The 20,402-nt window shown below is 45.0% G+C and carries 16 protein-coding genes; 15 read left to right on the forward strand and 1 reads right to left on the reverse strand.

Features of this window, described 5'->3' with window-relative positions; all coding sequences use genetic code 11:
* From purQ to purD, 7 genes are all read left to right on the forward strand, one after another.
* Positions 1 to 433 (forward strand): phosphoribosylformylglycinamidine synthase subunit PurQ (gene purQ, locus KHB02_RS26985; RefSeq protein ID WP_241114127.1); only part of this gene is annotated, 433 nt, incomplete at its 5' end.
* On the forward strand, positions 417 to 2,648 hold the full coding sequence (gene purL / locus KHB02_RS26990; protein ID WP_213147787.1) for a phosphoribosylformylglycinamidine synthase subunit PurL: 2,232 nt from the start codon (positions 417 to 419) through the stop codon (positions 2,646 to 2,648). The genes purQ and purL, both read left to right, overlap by 17 nt.
* The gene (gene purF / locus KHB02_RS26995; protein ID WP_213147786.1) at positions 2,624 to 4,033 is read left to right on the forward strand and encodes an amidophosphoribosyltransferase; all 1,410 of its coding nucleotides are present in this window, start codon (positions 2,624 to 2,626) and stop codon (positions 4,031 to 4,033) included. The genes purL and purF overlap by 25 nt, the downstream gene beginning before the upstream one ends.
* Positions 4,034 to 4,038: 5 nt before the next feature.
* Complete coding sequence (gene purM / locus KHB02_RS27000) at positions 4,039 to 5,073, forward strand: phosphoribosylformylglycinamidine cyclo-ligase (RefSeq protein WP_213147785.1); 1,035 nt, start codon at positions 4,039 to 4,041, stop codon at positions 5,071 to 5,073.
* Positions 5,070 to 5,672, forward strand: a complete 603-nt coding sequence (gene purN, locus KHB02_RS27005; RefSeq protein WP_213147784.1) for a phosphoribosylglycinamide formyltransferase — start codon at positions 5,070 to 5,072, stop codon at positions 5,670 to 5,672. The genes purM and purN overlap by 4 nt, the downstream gene beginning before the upstream one ends.
* Positions 5,650 to 7,185, forward strand: a complete 1,536-nt coding sequence (gene purH, locus KHB02_RS27010) for a bifunctional phosphoribosylaminoimidazolecarboxamide formyltransferase/IMP cyclohydrolase (protein WP_213147783.1) — start codon at positions 5,650 to 5,652, stop codon at positions 7,183 to 7,185. The genes purN and purH overlap by 23 nt, the downstream gene beginning before the upstream one ends.
* A gap of 15 nt (positions 7,186 to 7,200) precedes the next feature.
* Complete coding sequence (gene purD, locus KHB02_RS27015) at positions 7,201 to 8,472, forward strand: phosphoribosylamine--glycine ligase (protein ID WP_213147782.1); 1,272 nt, start codon at positions 7,201 to 7,203, stop codon at positions 8,470 to 8,472.
* A 58-nt stretch (positions 8,473 to 8,530) separates the two neighbouring features.
* Here the strand turns inward: purD and KHB02_RS27020 are convergent, their stop codons facing one another.
* On the reverse strand, positions 8,531 to 8,842 hold the full coding sequence (locus KHB02_RS27020) for a YgaP family membrane protein (protein ID WP_213147781.1): 312 nt from the start codon (positions 8,840 to 8,842) through the stop codon (positions 8,531 to 8,533).
* Positions 8,843 to 9,008: 166 nt separating this feature from the next.
* Between KHB02_RS27020 and KHB02_RS27025 the strand changes: the two genes are divergently transcribed.
* The 8 genes from KHB02_RS27025 to pruA form a co-directional block, all read left to right on the forward strand.
* Positions 9,009 to 10,754, forward strand: coding sequence for an adenine deaminase C-terminal domain-containing protein (locus tag KHB02_RS27025; protein WP_213147780.1), 1,746 nt, complete (start codon positions 9,009 to 9,011; stop codon positions 10,752 to 10,754).
* A gap of 73 nt (positions 10,755 to 10,827) precedes the next feature.
* Positions 10,828 to 11,880 (forward strand): DUF3048 domain-containing protein, encoded by a 1,053-nt coding sequence (locus KHB02_RS27030; RefSeq protein ID WP_213147779.1) that lies wholly within the window; start codon positions 10,828 to 10,830, stop codon positions 11,878 to 11,880.
* 24 nt (positions 11,881 to 11,904) lie between these two features.
* Complete coding sequence (locus tag KHB02_RS27035) at positions 11,905 to 12,210, forward strand: YerC/YecD family TrpR-related protein (RefSeq protein WP_213147778.1); 306 nt, start codon at positions 11,905 to 11,907, stop codon at positions 12,208 to 12,210.
* 231 nt (positions 12,211 to 12,441) lie between these two features.
* Entirely contained in the window at positions 12,442 to 13,125 is a 684-nt protein-coding gene (gene pcrB, locus KHB02_RS27040; protein WP_213147777.1) for a heptaprenylglyceryl phosphate synthase, read from the forward strand.
* Positions 13,126 to 13,196: 71 nt separating this feature from the next.
* Positions 13,197 to 15,518 carry a DNA helicase PcrA gene (gene pcrA, locus KHB02_RS27045; RefSeq protein WP_213147776.1) on the forward strand — a complete coding sequence of 774 codons (2,322 nt, stop codon included), beginning with the start codon at positions 13,197 to 13,199 and terminating at the stop codon, positions 15,516 to 15,518.
* 99 nt (positions 15,519 to 15,617) lie between these two features.
* Positions 15,618 to 17,624 carry an NAD-dependent DNA ligase LigA gene (gene ligA / locus KHB02_RS27050; protein WP_213147775.1) on the forward strand — a complete coding sequence of 669 codons (2,007 nt, stop codon included), beginning with the start codon at positions 15,618 to 15,620 and terminating at the stop codon, positions 17,622 to 17,624.
* A 12-nt stretch (positions 17,625 to 17,636) separates the two neighbouring features.
* Complete coding sequence (locus KHB02_RS27055) at positions 17,637 to 18,800, forward strand: CamS family sex pheromone protein (RefSeq protein ID WP_213147774.1); 1,164 nt, start codon at positions 17,637 to 17,639, stop codon at positions 18,798 to 18,800.
* A 178-nt stretch (positions 18,801 to 18,978) separates the two neighbouring features.
* Positions 18,979 to 20,402: L-glutamate gamma-semialdehyde dehydrogenase (pruA, locus tag KHB02_RS27060; RefSeq protein WP_241114128.1), on the forward strand; the 1,424-nt coding region annotated here is incomplete at its 3' end.

The following is a 20,402-nucleotide window of genomic DNA, read 5'->3' on the forward strand; positions in this document are numbered from 1 at the left end:
AGTATGCAATGGTTTTCAAATACTCTTAGAAGCTGGCCTGCTGCCTGGGGCGATGAGACGAAACGAAAGTCTTTCATTTATATGCAAACCAGTCGAATTAAAGGTAGAAAATAACGAATCAATGTTTACAGGTGAATACTCACTAGGGCAAACCATCACCATTCCAGTCGCCCACGGCGAAGGAAATTATTATTGCGACGAAGAAACACTCGAACAATTAAAGGCAAACAACCAAATCGTCTTTACCTATCAGCAAAACCCGAACGGAAGCCTCGCTGATATTGCCGGAATCATCAATGAAAAAGGAAACGTGCTCGGAATGATGCCGCATCCAGAACGTGCTGTTGACAGCTTGCTCGGAAGCGCGGACGGTCTGAAAATGTTCCAATCAATCGTAAAGGCTTGGAGGGAAGCACATGTTGTTAAAGCTTGAACCAAATCCAGAACAGATTAAGCAAGAGAAACTATATCAGCAAATGGGTTTATCCGATGGGGAATTTGCCTTGGTTGAAAATATCTTGGGCCGGACACCGAATTATACCGAAACAGGCCTTTTCTCCGTCATGTGGTCTGAGCACTGCAGCTACAAAACCTCAAAGCCTGTATTGAAAAAGTTCCCAATCAGTGGCCCGAAGGTTCTTCAAGGTCCTGGCGAGGGTGCAGGGATCGTTGATATTGGCGACGGTCAGGCGGTTGTATTTAAGATTGAAAGCCACAACCATCCATCCGCAATTGAACCGTACCAGGGCGCTGCAACCGGAGTCGGCGGGATTATCCGTGATGTATTTTCGATGGGCGCACGCCCAATTGCCCTATTAAACTCGCTTCGTTTTGGCGAGCTGGATTCTTCTTCCAGAGTCAAATACCTTTTTAAAGAAGTCGTTGCCGGGATTGCCGGTTATGGAAACTGTATCGGAATCCCAACTGTTGGCGGCGAGATCCAATTCGAGGATTGCTATGAGGGCAACCCGCTCGTTAACGCAATGTGTGTTGGCCTTATCGACCACAAGGATATTAAAAAAGGCCAAGCGCACGGTGCCGGAAACACCGTTATGTATGTCGGCGCGAAAACCGGCCGTGATGGCATTCACGGGGCAACCTTTGCTTCTGTAGAATTAACCGAAGAGTCCGATAAAGACCGACCAGCAGTTCAAGTCGGTGACCCATTTATGGAAAAACTCCTTCTAGAAGCTTGTCTTGAGTTGATTCATTCCGATGCCCTTGTCGGCATTCAAGATATGGGTGCAGCGGGACTTACAAGCTCCTCTGCTGAAATGGCCAGCAAAGCCGGAATGGGTATCGAGATGAACCTTGACCTTGTTCCGCAGCGGGAAACTGGCATGACTGCCTATGAAATGATGTTGTCAGAATCACAGGAACGCATGCTGGTGGTCGTGAAAAAAGGCCGTGAGCAGGAAATCGTCGAGCTTTTTGAAAAATATGATTTAGAGGCTGTTGCAATTGGAAAGGTAACGGATGACAAGAAACTGCGCTTGATTCATCACGGTGAAGTGGTAGCCGACGTTCCGGTCGATTCCTTAGCGGAGGACGCGCCTGTTTACAACATGCCATCCATGGAGCCTGCATATTTTGCAGAATTCCAGGCGATGGAGAACGAAATTCTACAAGTAGAAAACTTACAAGAAACACTGGTAAAACTATTAAGCCAGCCAACTGTTGCCAGCAAGGAATGGGTTTATCAACAATACGATTATATGGTTCGCACCAATACAGTCATCGCTCCGGGGTCAGACGCTTCCGTAGTAAGAATCCGCGGCACCCGCAAAGCACTGGCAATGACAACTGACTGTAATTCCCGCTTCGTCTATTTAGACCCGGAAACAGGCGGGCAAATTGCTGTGGCGGAAGCAGCAAGAAATATCATTTGTTCTGGCGCGGAACCACTAGCGATTACCGATAACCTTAATTTCGGTAACCCGGAAAAGCCGGAAGTATTTTGGCAGATTGAAAAAGCGGCAGACGGTATCAGTGAAGCCTGCCGGGTATTAGAAACACCAGTTATCGGCGGAAACGTCTCTTTATATAACGAAACAAGCGGTACCGCGATTTATCCGACACCTGTTATTGGGATGGTTGGACTAATCGAAGACCTTGATCATATTACAACTCAGCACTTTAAAAACAGCGGTGACCTGATTTATTTAGTCGGAGAAACTAAGGATGAATTTGGCGGCAGCGAGCTGCAAAAGCTCCTTAACAACGGGCAGGTTTTTGGAAAGGCACCGGAATTAAATATTCAAATCGAAAAAGACAGACAACAGCAAGTTCTTGCAGCGATTCGTGCCGGAGTGGTTCAGTCTGCTCATGACTTGTCAGAAGGCGGCCTTTCCGTTGCTTTAGCAGAATGTCTGTTTGAAAATCCACAGCTTGGGGCGAAAGTGAATGTCGCTGGAAACCTAGTTTCTGCCTTATTCAGTGAAACGCAGTCCCGTTTCCTTTTATCAGTAAAAAAGGAACACCAAGCAGAGTTTGAAAGTTTAGTAGAAGCCGCCTTGATCGGCGAAGTGAATAATTCAGGAACAATGAGTGTGGTATCCGGAGAGCAAACTGTCCTTGAGTCGTCTGTGGAAGAATTAAAAGCTGCCTGGAAGGGGGCAATCCCATGCTTGCTGAAATCAAGGGATTAAACGAGGAGTGCGGAGTCTTTGGTGTCTGGGGCCATAAGGATGCAGCCCAGCTGACTTATTACGCGCTGCATGCCCTGCAGCACCGCGGCCAGGAAGGAACCGGCATTGTCGTTAATGACGGCAATACGCTGAAAGTGGTCAAGGGCGAAGGACTGGTTACAGAAATTTTTACTGCTGATAGAATGGCAGAGTTAACTGGCAACACAGCGATTGGTCATGTCCGCTATGCAACAGCAGGCGGCGGGGGATATGAAAATGTCCAGCCCCTCCTGTTTCATTCGCAGACGGGCAGCCTCGCCCTAGCTCATAACGGCAATCTTGTAAATGCTACTTCTTTAAAACATCAGCTTGAAGCCCAAGGCAGCATTTTTCAAACGAGCTCAGATACTGAGGTGCTTGCCCACTTGATCAGAAGAAGCGGATTCCCGAACATGAACGACAAGGTGAAAAACGCTCTTTCGATGCTAAAAGGAGCCTATGCGTATTTGATTTTGACCGAAACCGAATTAATGGTGGCACTCGATCCGCATGGATTACGGCCGCTTTCACTTGGCTGCCTTGGCGATGCTTATGTGGTCGCTTCGGAAACGTGTGCGTTTGACGTAATTGGCGCCGAATATATTCGCGATGTTGAGCCAGGAGAGCTATTAATCATCAACGAAAATGGAATCAAGTCAGAGATGTTTTCGGTTAGTTCAACAAAAGCGATTTGTACGATGGAATATGTTTATTTTTCAAGACCGGACAGCAACATCCAGGGAATCAATGTGCATACCGCCCGCAAAAATATGGGGAAAAGATTGGCCATGGAGGCGCCAATTGAGGCAGATGTGGTGACAGGAGTTCCAGATTCCAGCATCTCTGCTGCAATTGGCTATGCCGAAGAGTCGGGTATTCCCTATGAGATGGGCTTAATTAAAAATAAATATGTCGGCCGGACTTTTATCCAGCCGTCCCAGTCGCTCCGTGAGCAAGGGGTAAAAATGAAGCTGTCGGCTGTCCGAGGGGTAGTCGAAGGGAAGCGTGTCGTCATGGTCGATGACTCGATTGTCCGCGGAACAACGAGCAGAAGAATTGTTAAAATGCTGAAGGAAGCAGGGGCGACTGAGGTGCATGTTGTCATCAGCTCACCGCCAATCAAAAACCCATGCTACTACGGAATCGATACATCCTCAAAGGAAGAATTAATTGCTTCAGATAAATCGGTTGAGGAGATCAGACAGCTGATTGGAGCAGATTCCTTAACGTTCTTAAGCCTTGAAGGGATGCTTGTCTCCCTTGGTCAGACGGAAGGAACAAACGGATTTTGCCTTGGCTGTTTTACCGGAAATTATCCGACTGAAATCTATCCAGATACACTTCAATACTACTACCAAAAGGGGTGACAGCAGTGGCTAATGCATACAAACAAGCTGGTGTTGATATCGAAGCAGGCTATGAAGCCGTAGCAAGAATGAAAAAGCATGTCCAAAAAACAGCCCGGACCGGCGTCTTGGGCGGCCTCGGCGGTTTTGGCGGGATGTTTGACTTATCGACCCTAAACTTAAAAGAGCCGGTCTTGGTGTCAGGAACGGACGGGGTAGGAACTAAACTAAAGATTGCTTTTGCGATGGACCGCCACGATACAATCGGCATTGATGCCGTAGCGATGTGCGTCAATGATATTGTCGTCCAAGGTGCAGAGCCATTGTATTTCCTTGATTACATTGCAACGGGCAAAGCGCTCCCCGAAAAGATTGAAGCAATTGTCAAAGGGATTGCCGATGGCTGCGAGCAAGCCGGATGTGCCTTAATTGGCGGAGAGACAGCGGAAATGCCTGGACTCTACCGTGGAAATGAGTATGACCTGGCAGGTTTTACGGTCGGGGCGTGTGAAAAGTCCAACTTGATTACCGGTGAAACGATTAAGGCAGGCGACGTCCTGATTGGTCTTGCGTCAAGCGGTATTCATAGCAATGGCTATTCCTTAGTACGGAAGGTATTTAATGATTGGTCATTAATTGAATTTGTGAATGAACTTGGCTGCACCTTGGGAGAAGAATTGCTGAAACCGACAAAAATCTATGTAAAGCCGATTTTGTCAGCATTGAAAAAATTCAACATTAAAGGCATGGCCCATATCACTGGCGGCGGATTTATCGAGAATATCCCAAGGATGCTCACCAACGGACTAGGGGCGGAGCTCGATGAGAAAAACTGGAATATTCCATATGTGTTTAAGCTGATCTCCGAGCTTGGACAAATTGACTATAAAGAGATGTATAATATTTTTAATATGGGAATTGGTATGGTAATAGCGGTGAATAAGGAAGATGCTGCTGATGTGCTTGAACACTTTAAACAATGCGGCGAAACCCCTTATGAAATCGGAGTAGTAACTGATAGCGAAGGCATCAAAATTAATGGCAGGGGTGGACGGCGATGAAAAATATCGCAATCTTTGCATCCGGAAGCGGAAGTAATTTTCAAGCGATTGTCGACGCTGTCCAAGCGAAGCAGCTTTCAGCAAACCTCTCCCTGCTTGTTTGCGACCAACCGGGTGCTTATGTGATTGAGCGGGCGCGGGAGGCTGAAATCTCTACATTCGTTTTTAACGCCAAGGACTATCCAAACAAGGAAGCTTATGAAGAAGAAATCGTCATGTTATTGAAAAATAAACAAGTCGATTTGATTGTGCTGGCAGGCTATATGAGGCTGGTTGGCTCTACCTTGTTAAGTGAATATGAAGGACGGATTATCAATATCCATCCTTCATTGCTTCCTGACTTCCCGGGCAAGGATGCGATTGGCCAGGCATTAGCTGCAAACGCCAAATGGAGCGGCGTGACCATTCATTTTGTCGATGAAGGAATGGATACAGGGCCGGTCATTGTCCGGGAACGGGTACGAATTGAGGAAAATGAAACGAGAGAAAGCCTACAGTGGAAGATTCAGGAGATTGAACACAAGCTATACCCATCAATTCTGCAGATGTTATTGACAAAAGGAGATGCATTACAAAATGAAAAAGCGCGCGCTAATTAGTGTATCAGACAAAAACGGGGTAAGCGAATTTGCAAAGGAATTGATCAATCTAGGATTTGAGATTGTTTCGACTGGCGGGACGAAAAAAATGCTGCAGGAGCAGGGGCTGCCTGTTCTTAGTGTAACGGACGTTACCGGATTTCCGGAAATTTTGGAAGGCCGTGTTAAAACATTAAATCCATTTATTCACGGCGGCTTGCTGGCGAAACATGGCGAAGCAGACCATCAAAAGCAGCTTGAAGAGCATGGAATTGACCCGATCCAGGTTGTGTGTGTCAATCTTTACCCATTCCAGCAGACAATTGAAAAGCCGGATGTGACGGTTGAAGATGCGATTGAGAACATCGATATCGGCGGACCAGCAATGCTTCGCGCTTCTGCAAAAAATCATCAATTTGTTACCGTGGTTGTCGACCCTGTTGACTATGAAACCGTACTTGCAGAATTAAAAGCTGACGGGGAAACAACACTAGAAACAAGACGTAAGCTTGCTGCTAAGGTTTTCCGTCATACTGCCGCTTATGATGCGTTAATTGCGGAATATATGACTAACCTTGCTCAGGAAGAAAATCCGGAGAAATTAACGGTTACCTATGAATTGAAGCAATCGCTTCGTTATGGAGAAAACCCTCATCAAAAGGCTTCTTTTTACAAAAAGCCGCTTGGTTCCAAATTCTCGATTGCTTATGCCGACCAGCTTCATGGCAAAGAGCTTTCCTATAATAACATCAACGATGCTGATGCAGCGCTGCAAATCGTGAAAGAGTTCACGGAACCAGCAGCAGTTGCAGTTAAGCATATGAATCCGTGTGGAGTCGGCACGGGAAAAACTGTATTCGAAGCCTTTGAAAAGGCGTTTGCTGCGGACCCCGTTTCCATTTTCGGCGGAATTATTGCCTTAAACCAGGAAGTGGATGCTGAAACAGCCCGCAAGCTCCATGAAATTTTTCTAGAAATTATTATTGCTCCTTCGTTCTCGAAGGAAGCGATTGAGGTTTTGACATCTAAAAAGAACCTGCGTCTGTTAACCATTCCATTTGAACAGGGACAAAAAGTGGAACGGAAAATGACGACGATTGAAGGCGGACTGCTTGTACAGGATCAGGACCGGTATAGTCTGGAAGATGCGAATATCACAATTCCAACGAAGAGACAGCCGACAGACGCTGAGTGGGAAGCGTTAAAGTTGGGCTGGAAGGTTGTAAAGCATGTGAAATCCAATGCTATTGTCGTTTCTGACAAGGACATGACGCTTGGAATCGGTGCTGGACAGATGAACCGTGTCGGCTCTGCAGAAATTGCCCTTAAGCAGGCAGGTGCAAAGGCCGAAGGTGCGGCGCTTGCTTCCGATGCTTTCTTCCCAATGGACGATACCGTCGAAGCTGCAGCGAAAGCAGGTATTACAGCGATTATTCAGCCGGGCGGCTCCATCCGTGATGCGGATTCAATTAAAAAAGCGGACGAATATGGAATTGCCATGGTGTTTACTGGTGTCAGACATTTTAAACATTAATCGGGGTGAAGAACAGTGAAGATTATGGTAATTGGCCGCGGTGGTAGAGAGCATGCGATTTGCCGGAAAGCGAGCGAAAGCCAGCAGGTGGAGAAAGTGTTTGCTGCCCCTGGCAATGCTGGCATGACAGATGTGGCAGAGCTTGTTGCGATTGAGGAATCCAGCCACGAACAACTGATCCAGTTCGCGAAGGAACAGGGCGTCGCTTTGACAATAATTGGTCCAGAGGTGCCGCTTCTTGAGGGATTGGCCGACAAGTTTTCTGAGGCGGGGCTAAGGGTATTTGGACCCCGTCAGGCGGCTGCTGAAATCGAAGGAAGCAAGTCATTCGCCAAGGAATTAATGGAGAAGTACCAAATTCCAACGGCTGATTATGCTGTCTTTACTTCTTATGACGAGGCCCGTCAGTATGTTGAAGAGAAGGGTGCTCCAATTGTCATAAAGGCGGATGGGCTGGCAGCAGGGAAAGGTGTTACCGTGGCCATGACCATGGAGGAAGCACTGGAAAGCCTCAAAAGCATGTTATTGGATAAACAGTTCGGCGCTGCTTCTGCCCGGGTAGTGGTTGAGGAATTTTTGGACGGAGAAGAATTTTCCTTAATGGCTTTCGTCAATGGCGAGGTAGTGGTTCCGCTTGAAATCGCCCAGGATCATAAACGGGCTTTTGACGGCGATCAAGGACCGAACACCGGCGGGATGGGTGCCTATTCACCGGTGCCGCAAATTGGCGCAGAAATTGTTCAGACAGCCGTTGAAACTATTCTGAAACCAGCGGCCAAAGCCATGGTTCAAGAGGGTAGAAGCTTTTGCGGGATTTTATATGCAGGTCTGATTAAAACGGAGAACGGTCCGAAGGTAATTGAGTTCAATGCCCGTTTTGGCGATCCGGAAACGCAGGTAATTTTACCGCGCTTGAAATCAGACTTAGTTCAAGTGGTGAATGAATTGTTGGATGGCGGCACTCCTGTTCTTGAGTGGGATGAAGAGGCCATGCTGGGAGTGGTGGTCGCTTCCAAAGGATATCCTGGGGAGTACGTAAAAGGTGCTGTACTAGACGGTTTATCAGATTTGGACCCTGAACAGGTTTATGTTTTTCATGCGGGAACCGCTAAAAACGAAACTGGTGAGTTTGTGACCACTGGAGGCCGAGTTCTTTTGGTTGGTGCTAAGGCTGGGAACTTAGCAGAAGCACAGGAAAAAGTTTATGCTGAGCTTGTAAAATTAACGTCCGAAGGTGTTTTTTACCGGAGGGATATCGGTTTTAAGGCTATCGCGCACGTCTTCTAAATTCAAGGGCTGCCGCACTTGCGGACAGCCCTTTTTTAAAACTTTACTAATTTAAACATCAGGTCGGATTATACGGCATGGCATCCCCGGTCAACCCTTCAACCCCATCAGCGGCATCAATGTTTCCATCAACAGATCCGCCGAGTTTCCCTTCATCGACCATACACTGACACTTCTCAATTAATGCCGTCATCGGACAGTAGCGGACAATTCCCTCCGCTACCTTCATGGCCGCACAAAGAGCGACGAACAAGTAGGAATCTCTCCATGGCTGCTTCACCAATTTAGCAGTGCACCAAGAAAGCAAGGTAAGTCCAACAGTAATACGGATTAGGGCGTTTAAAATCCCTATGTTTGGTGTAATTTTCACTTTTGTTCACTCCTTCACAAAAATTTTACAATATTTATCATTTTCTTTACTGCTTTAAATTACAAAATATGATAGTATAATAACTAAGAAATTTGTAAGGGTTTTCTTTATTGTGAAATCAACCAATTTATAAATAGATACGTTTCATTTTAGGGAGGGATTTTGTATGCTGGAACAGCGCTACCGCTGGAAAAACAGACAATTACGCATGCATGTATCCGTTTTGGATGGGACAACAGCCCCCACCATTCTGTTAAAAAACGCCTTATATTTAAATCAGACGTTTAAGAAATGGATGCGTGCCAATATTTGGATATATGACGATCGGATTGTTTATGTTGGCGAGAACCTGCCTGCCAACACAGAAAACTGTGAAATCATTGATTGTACGGAACAAATCCTTGTTCCAGGTTATATTGAACCGCATGCCCATCCGTTTCAATTATATAATCCCCATACTCTTGCGGCTTATGCATCACAGTTTGGAACGACGACATTAATAAATGACAATATGGCCCTGGCTTTGAATTTGCCAAAAAGGGAAGCGTTTTCATTATTGCGGGATTTCCGCTCGATTCCATCCACAATGTTTTGGTGGTGCCGGTTTGATTCGCAAACAGAAATTTTGTATGAGGAAGAAACTTTTTCACACAGTAATATTAAGTCCTGGCTAGAGCACGACGCGGTCCTTCAGGGCGGAGAGCTGACGGGCTGGCCTAAGCTTTTAAACGGCGATGATATGATGCTTCATTGGATTCAAGAGGCAAAACGGATGCGCAAGAAAATCGAAGGCCATTTTCCTGGCGCTTCGGAAAAAACCTTGGCAAAGATGATGCTTTTGGGGGCTGATTGTGACCATGAGGCAATGACGGGTGAGGAAATTTATAACCGCCTCATGCAGGGCTATATGGTTTCCCTACGCTATTCGTCAATTCGCCCTGATTTACCTGATATTCTTGATGACATGAAGCGGATGGGAATTGACGCATATGATAGATTAATATTTAATACGGACGGAGCTACTTCGACTTTTTACGAGCAGGGCATAACCGATGCTATGATTCGGATTGCAATTGAAAAAGATGTTCCGGTTATTGATGCCTATAATATGGCCTCAGTTAATATTGCTAGATACTACGGCATCGACCACCTTCTCGGGAACATTGCCACAGGCAGAGTAGCAAATATTAACTTCTTATCAAGCGTTGAAAATCCAACACCGGTATCTGTACTGGCTAAAGGAAAATGGGTAAAACGGAATGGAATGAAGGTTGAGGAAGCATACCCTTCTGTTGATTGGTCACAGTATGGTTTAAAGCCGATGGAATTAGACTGGGAATTAACAATGGACGACTTGCAATTTTCCATGCCGTTCGGAATCAAAATGGAGAATTCTGTTATCACGAAACCATATTCCATCGCCATTGATGTTTCGGGAGATGAATTGACAACCGATCATGATGAGTGTTTCTTTACCTTGATTGACCGCAAAGGGAAATGGCGGATTAACACGATGTTAAAAGGATTTGCCAATAATTTATCTGCACTGGCAAGTTCCTTTTCCAATACAGGGGATATCATTTTAATTGGAAAAAACAAGCAGGATATGCTTTTGGCATTTAATAGAATGAAAGAATTGGACGGAGGGATCGTCCTGGTCGAAGGCGGGGAGGTTGTTTGCGAGCTGCAGCTGCCATTGGCTGGAATTATGTCAAATCTTCCGATGGAGGAGTTAATGGTTCAGGAGAAACGTCTGCTTGAGGAATTGAAAAATCGAGGCTACAGCTTTTCCGATCCGATTTATAGCTTGTTGTTTTTCTCAACGACGCATTTGCCGTATATTCGGATTACCCAGCAGGGGATGTATGATGTGATGAACAAAACAGTACTCTTTCCATCGATAATGCGTTAAACTATAATTAAGTTAATGATTTAACGCGCGAAAGTGATTGGATGTATGGAGAGGAAACAGGGGTGTTGACTGGATGAAAAAATGGGCTGTTGCAGCAGCAGCGCTTCTTTTACTGTTCTCCGGATGCAGTAAGAAAGAAGAAACGGTAAAACCACTGGAACCAAAAGAAAAAGTGGTTGACAAGGTAGTGGAAAAAGAAGAAAAGAAGGAAGAAGTCGCCTACTATTTTCCTCTTACTGGCGTAAAATCAGAAACGAAAACAGATGGAAGAGCAGTCGCAGTCATGATTAATAATCACCCAAAGGCTAGGCCGCAATCAGGCTTGTCTAAGGCGGATATTGTCTATGAACTTATTGCAGAAGGGGATATGACCCGTTTCTTAGCTGTCTTTCAAAGTGAAAAGCCGGCAAATATAGGTCCGGTAAGAAGTTCACGAGCCTATTATATTGATCTGGCCAAAGGTCTAAACGCTCTTTATATCGCCCATGGGTACAGTGAAGAAGCAAGGCAGATGCTTGAGAGCAACTATGTTGATAACTTAAATGGAATGCAATATGATGGTACATTGTTTAAGCGGTCCAGTGCCCGCAAAGCACCGCATAACTCGTACATTACGTACGAAAACATTTTAAAGGGTGTTGAACAAAAGCACTATACGATGGATAAAACACCACCAAGCTTTACATTTTTAAAAGAGGACGAAAAGAGTAAGGTCACAGGAAATGAAGCAAAATCTGTGATGATTTCCTACTCAAGAGGAGGCATCTCTGATTTGACTTTTACGTTTGATCCCCAGTCTGGCAAGTACAAACGCTTTTCTGGCGGTGAACAGACCGTGGATTTAGAAAATAATGAGCCAGTCCTATTGGATAATATTTTTATCATTGAAGCAGTTCACCAGGTTTATGATTCGGCAGGCCACCTGAAAGTGGATTTAAAATCCGGAGGAAAAGCCTACCTGCTGCAAATGGGAAAAGTAAACGAAGTGAATTGGGCGAACAAAGACGGACGAATTGTTCCGGTGAAGGAGGGCCAAGAGGTTCCCCTCGTTCCAGGAAAAACATGGGTCAATGTAGTGCCGGCTAAACCAGGCCTTTCTCAAAGCGTCTCATTTGATGTACAATGATTTATACGGTAAAGGGGAAATTATATGCAAATTAATAAACTGCGTGGTAAAGAGCTTGACCAATTGTTTAAAGCCGTTCTTTCATTGAAGGACCTGGAGGAATGCTATCGTTTTTTTGATGACTTATGTACGATTAACGAAATTCAGGCTTTAGCCCAGCGCCTGGATGTAGCTAGAATGCTCCGTGAAGGAAACACGTACCACAAAATTGAATCGGAAACTGGAGCAAGCACAGCTACCATTTCACGCGTTAAACGATGCTTGAACTTTGGAAATGACACCTATGAAATGGTCTTAGAGCGGATCAAGGAAGAAAACAGCCAGGCATAACCTAAATATCAAAAAACCGGAGTAGAAAGTCTCTCCGGTTTTTTCTTTTTAGCTAATAGGAAAGTATAAATTCAACTACGCCTCTGTCTTCGTCCTATCGGACTCGCCAATCGGTGAGTTTCCATTTACCATACCGATATTTTCCAAAAATAGTTTCATTGTATTGTTTTTGTATCGAATGCTCTAGTGCTATAATGGTTTAATGGAATTATGAATTGGGGGGCTTAATAGATGTATGATGTTCACACGTGGCGCCACGTGTTCAAACTCGACCCAAATAAAGAAATATTGGACGAACAACTTGAAAAAATTTGTGAATCTGGTACGGATGCCGTGATTGTCGGCGGAACGGACGGAGTCACGCTTGAAAATGTTCTTGATTTGATGGCTAGGATCCGTCGCTATACTGTGCCCTGTGTACTTGAAATATCAAACATCGAAACCGTAACCCCCGGCTTCGATCTTTATTTTATCCCAACCGTCCTAAATAGTACCGATACAAAATGGATTACCGGCCTTCATCATCAAGCGGTGAAGGAGTTTGGTGAAATTATGGATTGGGGAGAAATAGTCATGGAGGGCTACTGCATCCTTAATAGCGATTGCAAAGCAGCTAAACTTTCCTCCGCCAATGCACAATTGACCATTGATGATGTTAAGGGCTATGCGATGATGGCGGAAAAAATGTTTAATCTGCCCATTTTTTATTTAGAATACAGTGGCAAATACGGCGACTTGCAATTGGTTGCTGACGTGAAAAAGGTGCTTAATAACACGAAGCTGTTTTATGGCGGCGGCATTTCAACTCCTGAACAGGCTGCAGAAATGGCCAAGCACGCGGATGTAATTGTAGTAGGAAACGCTATTTATGATAACTTTGACTTAGCATTAGAAACCGTGAAGAGTGTCCGATAAAATTTGCTAAAGGACACAGATTCCGTTATGATAAAAACAAGAACAAATGTTTGTATTTGGTGGTGGATAGATTGCAATATTTAACTGATAAATTGATAAACGGCTTGAACCCGGAACAGCAAAAGGCTGTAAAAGCCACGGACGGACCGCTGTTGATCATGGCCGGGGCCGGAAGCGGCAAGACGAGAGTGTTAACACATCGAATTGCTTATTTAATTGTGGAAAAACGGGTTAATCCCTATAATATTTTGGCTATTACATTTACGAACAAAGCTGCCCGAGAGATGAAAGAACGGATTGCGAAAATGATGGGCGGCGCTGCAGAAGAAATTTGGATTTCTACCTTTCACTCGATGTGTGTCCGCATTTTACGCCGTGACATCGACCGCATCGGGTTTAACCGAAATTTTACGATTTTGGATTCAAGCGACCAGCAATCCGTCATTAAAGGGATATTAAAGGAAAAGAACATTGATCCAAAGAAATTTGACCCGCGGGCGATTTTGGGTTCCATCAGCTCTGCTAAAAACGAACTCATCGACCCGGAAGAATATGCAAAAACTGCTGGGGGCTATTTCGAACAGGTTGTCAGCGATGTTTACGAAGAATACCAGAAACGCCTCCGGAAAAATCAGGCCCTGGACTTTGATGACCTGATCATGAAGACGATTCAATTGTTCCAGCGTGTGCCGGAAGTATTGGAGTACTACCAGCGCAAGTTCCAGTATATTCACGTGGATGAGTATCAAGATACGAACAAAGCGCAATATTTACTGGTCAAACTGCTGGCAAACCGCTTTAAAAACCTTTGTGTTGTCGGCGACTCCGACCAGTCCATTTACCGCTGGAGAGGTGCGGATATTGCCAACATCCTTTCCTTTGAAAAAGATTATCCAAACGCTACAGTCATTCTTCTTGAACAAAACTACCGCTCTACCAAAAGGATTCTTCTGGCAGCCAATAAAGTGATTGAAAAGAACTTTAACCGTAAGGCGAAAAATTTATGGACGGAAAATCCTGAAGGAAACAAAATTGTTTATTACCGTGCCGACAGCGAGCAGGGCGAAGCACAGTTTGTTACAGGCAGAATTAAGGAACTGACCCGCGATGGGAAGTACAAGCTTTCGGACATCGCCATTTTGTACCGTACGAACGCCCAGTCCCGTGTAATGGAAGAAGTCCTGCTTAAATCAAACATCGGTTATGCCATTGTCGGCGGTACGAAGTTCTATGATCGAAAAGAAATCAAGGATATGCTTGCCTATTTGCGATTAATCTCCAATCCAGATGATGACATCAGCCTGCAGCGAGTAATCAATGTTCCGAAACGCGGCATCGGTTCAAGCTCGCTTGATAAAATTATTGATTTTGCCGCAATGCATGATCTGTCGATTTTTCAAGCGCTTGACTCCATTGATTTAATTGGTTTAAGCCCAAAAATAACAAAAGCGGCAGCAGAATTCCGCGATTTAATCAAAAATTATACGAATATGCAGGAGTTTCTATCCGTAACTGAATTAGTGGAAGAAGTCCTCGATAAAACCGGCTATAGCGAAATGCTAAAGGCAGAAAAATCCATAGAAGCGCAAAGCCGCTTGGAGAACCTTGAGGAATTGTTATCTGTTACGAAAAATTTTGAAGAAACAAATGATGATAAAACCCTTGTTGCCTTTTTAACTGATTTAGCTCTTGTTGCCGACATTGATTCCATGGATGATGACGGGGAAAAGGCAGACTCAGTTGTTTTGATGACCTTGCATTCCGCAAAAGGACTCGAGTTCCCCATTGTATTCTTAATTGGTATGGAAGAAGGGGTTTTCCCGCACAGCCGCTCCTTGATGGAAGAGGTGGAAATGGAGGAGGAACGCCGTCTTGCCTATGTAGGAATCACACGAGCAGAGCAAAATCTGTTCCTTACAAATGCCCAAATGAGAACCCTGTTTGGACGGACTAATATGAATCCAGCGTCTAGGTTTATTAGTGAAATTCCCGAAGACCTTTTGGAAGTCTTTGAACCGGAAAGACGAAATTCACCGTTTGGCTCAAGAGGTTCTTCTTTTTCATCGAGCGGCAGTTCATTTGGCTCGAGCCGTTCTTCCTTTGGAGGGTCACGTTCTTCCTTCGAATCAGCCGGGGATTCAGGAACCGGCCGGAGTACATTTGGCACTCCTGCCTCTCCACGTAAGCCAGTTATGCGCCCGGTTTCAGCTGCTTCCGGCGGTGAGGGAGCTGACTGGAAGGTTGGCGACAAAGCTGAACATGGAAAATGGGGCATTGGGACCGTTGTCAGTGTGAAAGGACAGGGAGAAGGCACCGAACTCGATATTGCTTTCCCAAGTCCAACTGGCATCAAACGCCTGCTTGCCAAATTTGCACCGATCAAAAAAGTGTAACAATTTTTCCTGAAAAATCGTCTTAAAGTAAGTGAAAAATAGGTTTCCTCATTTTTATTGGGGAACTTGCTGCAATTAGATGAGGAAAGGGTTGGATATATGGACCTTCAAACCGCTGAACAAAAAATATCCGAAGTGCGGACGCTATTAAATCAATACGGTTATGAATACTATGTCTTAGACAAACCATCCGTACCAGATGCTGAATATGACCGATTAATGCAGGAGCTATTGGAGCTTGAAGAAAAGTTCCCCCAATTAAAAACACCTGACTCTCCGTCTGTAAGGGTTGGCGGAGAGGTTCTCGATGTTTTTGAAAAAGTCGAGCATCGAACACCGATGCTGAGCTTGGGCAACGCTTTTAACGAACAGGACTTAAGAGACTTTGACCGCCGTATCCGTCAGGCTGTGGGGGATGACTTTTCATATGTCTGCGAGTTAAAGATTGACGGCCTTGCAGTTTCTTTACGTTACGAAGACGGTTTGTTTATCCAAGGGGCTACCCGCGGTGATGGTACAATTGGCGAAGATATAACGGCAAATCTAAGAACAATTAAATCCATTCCGCTCCGCCTCACAGAACCTGTGTCCTTGGAGGTCCGCGGTGAGGCCTTTATGCCGAAGCGTTCCTTTGAAGCGCTGAATGAGGCAAGGAAAGAGCGGGGGGAGGAGCTATTTGCCAACCCAAGAAATGCGGCGGCAGGCTCACTCCGCCAGCTTGACACGAAAATGGCGGCTTCCCGGAGACTGGATATCTTTTTATACGGAATTGGAAATCCAGGGGACCTTGGCGTCGTCTCGCATAGCGAAGGCTTAGATTACTTGGACAAACTTGGGTTTAAAACGAATAAAGAGCGGAGAAAGTGCGTCAAGATTGATGAGGTAATTGACTTTGTAAACAGCTGGGTGGAAAAGCGCCCGCATCTGCCTTATGAAATAGACGGGATCGTTATTAAGATTGACTCCTTAGAGCAGCAGGCTGCTCTTGGATCGACTGCTAAAAGCCCGCGCTGGGCAATAGCATATAAGTTCCCGGCTGAAGAAGTTGTAACGACTTTGAAGGATATTGAATTAAGCGTCGGCCGCACCGGGGTTATTACACCTACAGCTATTTTAGAACCGGTTAAAGTGGCTGGTACCACTGTGCAGCGTGCTTCCTTGCACAATGAGGATCTAATTCGAGAGAAGGATATCAAAATTGGCGACAAGGTCGTCATTAAAAAAGCCGGCGACATTATCCCGGAAGTCGTCAATGTTTTGGCTGATCAGCGCACGGGAGAAGAGGTCGATTTTCATATGCCGACACACTGTCCGGAATGTGAAAGCGAACTAGTCCGATTAGAGGGTGAAGTGGCCCTTCGCTGCATTAATCCGAAATGCCCGGCGCAAATCCGTGAAGGTTTAATCCATTTCGTTTCACGTGATGCGATGAACATTGATGGCCTTGGGGAAAAGGTCATCAGCCAGCTGTTTGCCGAAAAATTAATCAGCGATGTGGCTGATATTTATAAGCTATCCTATGACCAGCTTATTGCCCTTGAAAGAATGGGAGATAAGTCGGTTTCCAATCTGTTAAAAGCGATTGAAGCCTCTAAGGAAAACTCGCTGGAAAAACTGCTTTTCGGGCTTGGCATCCGTCATGTCGGGGCAAAAGCGGCAAAAACTTTGGCCCAGGAATTTGGGGCAATGGAAAGATTAGCGTCTGCTTCCAAAGAAGATCTGATAGCCATCAATGAAATCGGTGATAAAATGGCTGATTCCATCGTCAGCTTTTTCGAACAGGAAGAGGCAACCGAACTGATTCAGGAATTAGCTTCTTTTGGAGTGAACATGGAGTTTAAAGGGGTAAGAAAGGTATCCGCCGAGGAATCCAATTCTATTTTTGCCGGCAAAACGGTGGTATTAACCGGCAAACTGGAACGCTTATCGAGAAATGAAGCAAAAGAAAAGATTGAGGCGTTAGGCGGAAATGTGGCGGGAAGTGTAAGCAAGAAAACCCACTTGGTCATTGCTGGTGAAGATGCAGGCTCCAAGCTCGCAAAAGCACAGGAACTGGGAATTGAAGTGTGGGATGAAGAGAAGCTCCTTGAAGAATTAAATAAGTAAGAGGTGTCAGTTTTGAGAAAACTCTCATTGCTCGCGCTTTCCCTTGTCTTTTTGCTGAGTGCCTGCGCACCTACTTTTCAAAAGCAAAATGAAGAAGTGCAAACAAAGGAGAAGGATAAAGGGAAGGCGATTATTCCGAAATATAATATTTCAGATAAATATTACCGGACCATTCTGCCATTTGAGCCGGGGCAGGCCCGCGGATTGGTCGTCAATAATATCAATACAAGATATGATTTGAACGAGTTCGAAATGGGTTTAATGCGTATAGCCCAAAATAGCTTTGATACTGATAAATATTATTTCCGTGAAGGACAGGAAATCAAGGAAAAAACGGTAAGACAATTGCTGAGCCGACAATATACAGAGGAACAGCTAAAGGCAAAAAGCCTGAAGGCAGCGGATAATATCGGATTAAACCCTGTCGATACAGGCCCGCCGGGGGAACCGAGCAGTCCGATTTATTTAGCCCATATTTTGGAGCATGATTATTTAACAAAAGATGATAAGGGTAACGTTTCACTTGGCGGAATTACCATTGGCCTTGCCCTTAATACAACCTACTATTACAAGGTTCAAGTCGATAGCGGTACTGTTGAAAAAGAGCAGCATATTGACTTTGCAGACATGGAACGCGAAGGAAAGAAAATAGCGGAAGAAATGATCAAACGAATTAGGACCATGAAAAATGTAAGCGACGTTCCAATCACGATTGCATTATTCGCCCAGCAAAGCAAATCTTCTGTTGTGCCAGGAAATTTCATTGCCTATACAACAGTTGATAAAGGCAGCTCAAGTTTAAACTCATGGGAAAAAGTCGACGAAAAATATTATTTATTCCCATCCAGTGATGCCCAGGAAGCACACCGCGATGATACAATCGCCTTTTTAAACTTTAAACAGGATGTTGAAGAATATTTTCCAAACTTCAACGGCGTGATTGGCCGGGCGTTTTACGTCGGCGATCAGCTGCAAAATTTAGATATCACGATTCCAATTCAATTTTACGGAAAGACAGAGGGAATTGGATTTACCCAATATGTCACAGGATTGGTCATGGAGCATTTTCCTGAATACATTTCGGTATCAGTAAACGTGACCTCCGTGGACGGCCCTGAAGCACTGATTGTCCGTAAAGCCAATGAAAATGAACCGTTTGTGTATATTTACCAATAAGATTCGGCCGCTATAGCGGCCGGGTCTTTTTTGGTTAACATTCTAGTTTTCGAGGCAAAATAGGATTGTTTATCTGCGAAATTCGCCGCCTCCTGAATGAGGGGGTTTTCAGTATTTTTAGACAAAAGGATTTGTTGCACTGGATGTAAATGAGTGATTACATAGGAGGGGTTTTAGCATGGTACAACCATATAAACATGAGCCATTAACAGATTTTACAGTGGAAGAAAACCGCCAAGCATATCTTCAAGCCTTAAAAACAGTTGAAGGCTATTTAGGACAGGATTATCCCTTAATCATCGGCGGTGAAAAAGTGACTACCGAGGAAAAAATTGTTTCCTATAATCCCGCCAACAAAGAGGAAGTAGTCGGCCGTGTGTCAAAGGCCAATAAAGAACTTGCAGAAAAAGCGATGCAGGCGGCCGTTGAGGCATTTAAAACATGGAGAAAAACCAAGCCGGAGGTCCGTGCAGATGTGCTTTTTAAAGCGGCAGCGATTATCCGCCGCCGCAAGCATGAGTTCTCTGCTTTGATGACGAAAGAAGCGGGAAAGCCGTGGAGAGAAGCAGATGCTGACACGGCAGAAGGAATTGACTTTTTAGAATTCTATGGTAGGCAAATGCTTGTCTTAAAAAATGGTGTGCCTGTTCAGAGCCGTCCTTACGAATTTAACCGTTACGATTATATTCCACTTGGTGTCGGCATCATCATTTCACCTTGGAATTTCCCCTTTGCGATCATGGCTGGTACTACCGTTGCCGCGATTGTTTCTGGCAACACGGTCTTGCTGAAGCCTGCTTCCACTACGCCAATTATTGCAGCTAAATTTGCGGAAGTAATGGAAGAAGCAGGACTGCCAAAGGGTGTGCTAAACTTCGTTCCAGGCAGCGGCGCTGAGGTTGGCGACTACTTAGTTGACCATAAGGATACTCGTTTCATCAGCTTCACTGGTTCCCGCGATGTCGGCCTGCGCATTTTCGACCGCTCTTCCAAAATCAGCGAAGGACAGCTTTGGATGAAGCGATTAATTGCCGAGATGGGCGGTAAGGATACGATTGTTGTGGACAGTGAAGCAGACCTTGAATTGGCTGCACAATCCATCATGGCATCGGCATTCGGATTCTCCGGTCAGAAGTGTTCTGCATGTTCTCGTGCCGTTATTGTTGAGGATGTATATGATCAAGTATTGAATCGCGTCGTGGAATTGACTAACCAAATAAAAGTTGGCGAGCCATCTGAACAAGATACTTTCATGGGCCCTGTTATTGATAATAATGCTTTCAAGAAAATCATGGAATACGTTGAAATCGGTAAGTCAGAAGGCAAATTGATGACTGGCGGCGAAGGAGATAGCTCCAAAGGTTACTTCATCAAGCCAACTATATTTGCCGATTTAGATCCGAAGTCCCGCATCATGCAAGAGGAAATTTTCGGACCGGTGGTAGGTTTCTCAAAAGCGAAGGATTTCAACGAAGCGCTTGAGATAGCCAACAATACTGAATATGGCTTAACTGGTGCGGTTATTACTAAAAACCGTGCCCATATGGAGCAGGCACGTGAGGACTTCCATGTCGGTAACCTATACTTCAACCGCGGCTGTAC

The organism is Neobacillus citreus (assembly GCF_018343545.2).
GTDB classification, from domain to species: Bacteria; Bacillota; Bacilli; order Bacillales; family Cytobacillaceae; genus Neobacillus; species Neobacillus citreus.

Bases quoted from the DNA above. Each gene is read 5' to 3' on its own strand.
- pcrB (WP_213147777.1), top strand. From the start codon at position 12,442: ATGTATGATGTTCACACGTGGCGCCACGTGTTCAAACTCGACCCAAAT.
- purN (WP_213147784.1), top strand. From the start codon at position 5,070: ATGAAAAATATCGCAATCTTTGCATCCGGAAGCGGAAGTAATTTTCAA.
- KHB02_RS27025 (WP_213147780.1), top strand. From the start codon at position 9,009: ATGCTGGAACAGCGCTACCGCTGGAAAAACAGACAATTACGCATGCAT.
- KHB02_RS27030 (WP_213147779.1), top strand. From the start codon at position 10,828: ATGAAAAAATGGGCTGTTGCAGCAGCAGCGCTTCTTTTACTGTTCTCC.
- ligA (WP_213147775.1), top strand. From the start codon at position 15,618: ATGGACCTTCAAACCGCTGAACAAAAAATATCCGAAGTGCGGACGCTA.
- purF (WP_213147786.1), top strand. From the start codon at position 2,624: ATGCTTGCTGAAATCAAGGGATTAAACGAGGAGTGCGGAGTCTTTGGT.
- purH (WP_213147783.1), top strand. From the start codon at position 5,650: ATGAAAAAGCGCGCGCTAATTAGTGTATCAGACAAAAACGGGGTAAGC.
- purL (WP_213147787.1), top strand. From the start codon at position 417: ATGTTGTTAAAGCTTGAACCAAATCCAGAACAGATTAAGCAAGAGAAA.
- KHB02_RS27035 (WP_213147778.1), top strand. From the start codon at position 11,905: ATGCAAATTAATAAACTGCGTGGTAAAGAGCTTGACCAATTGTTTAAA.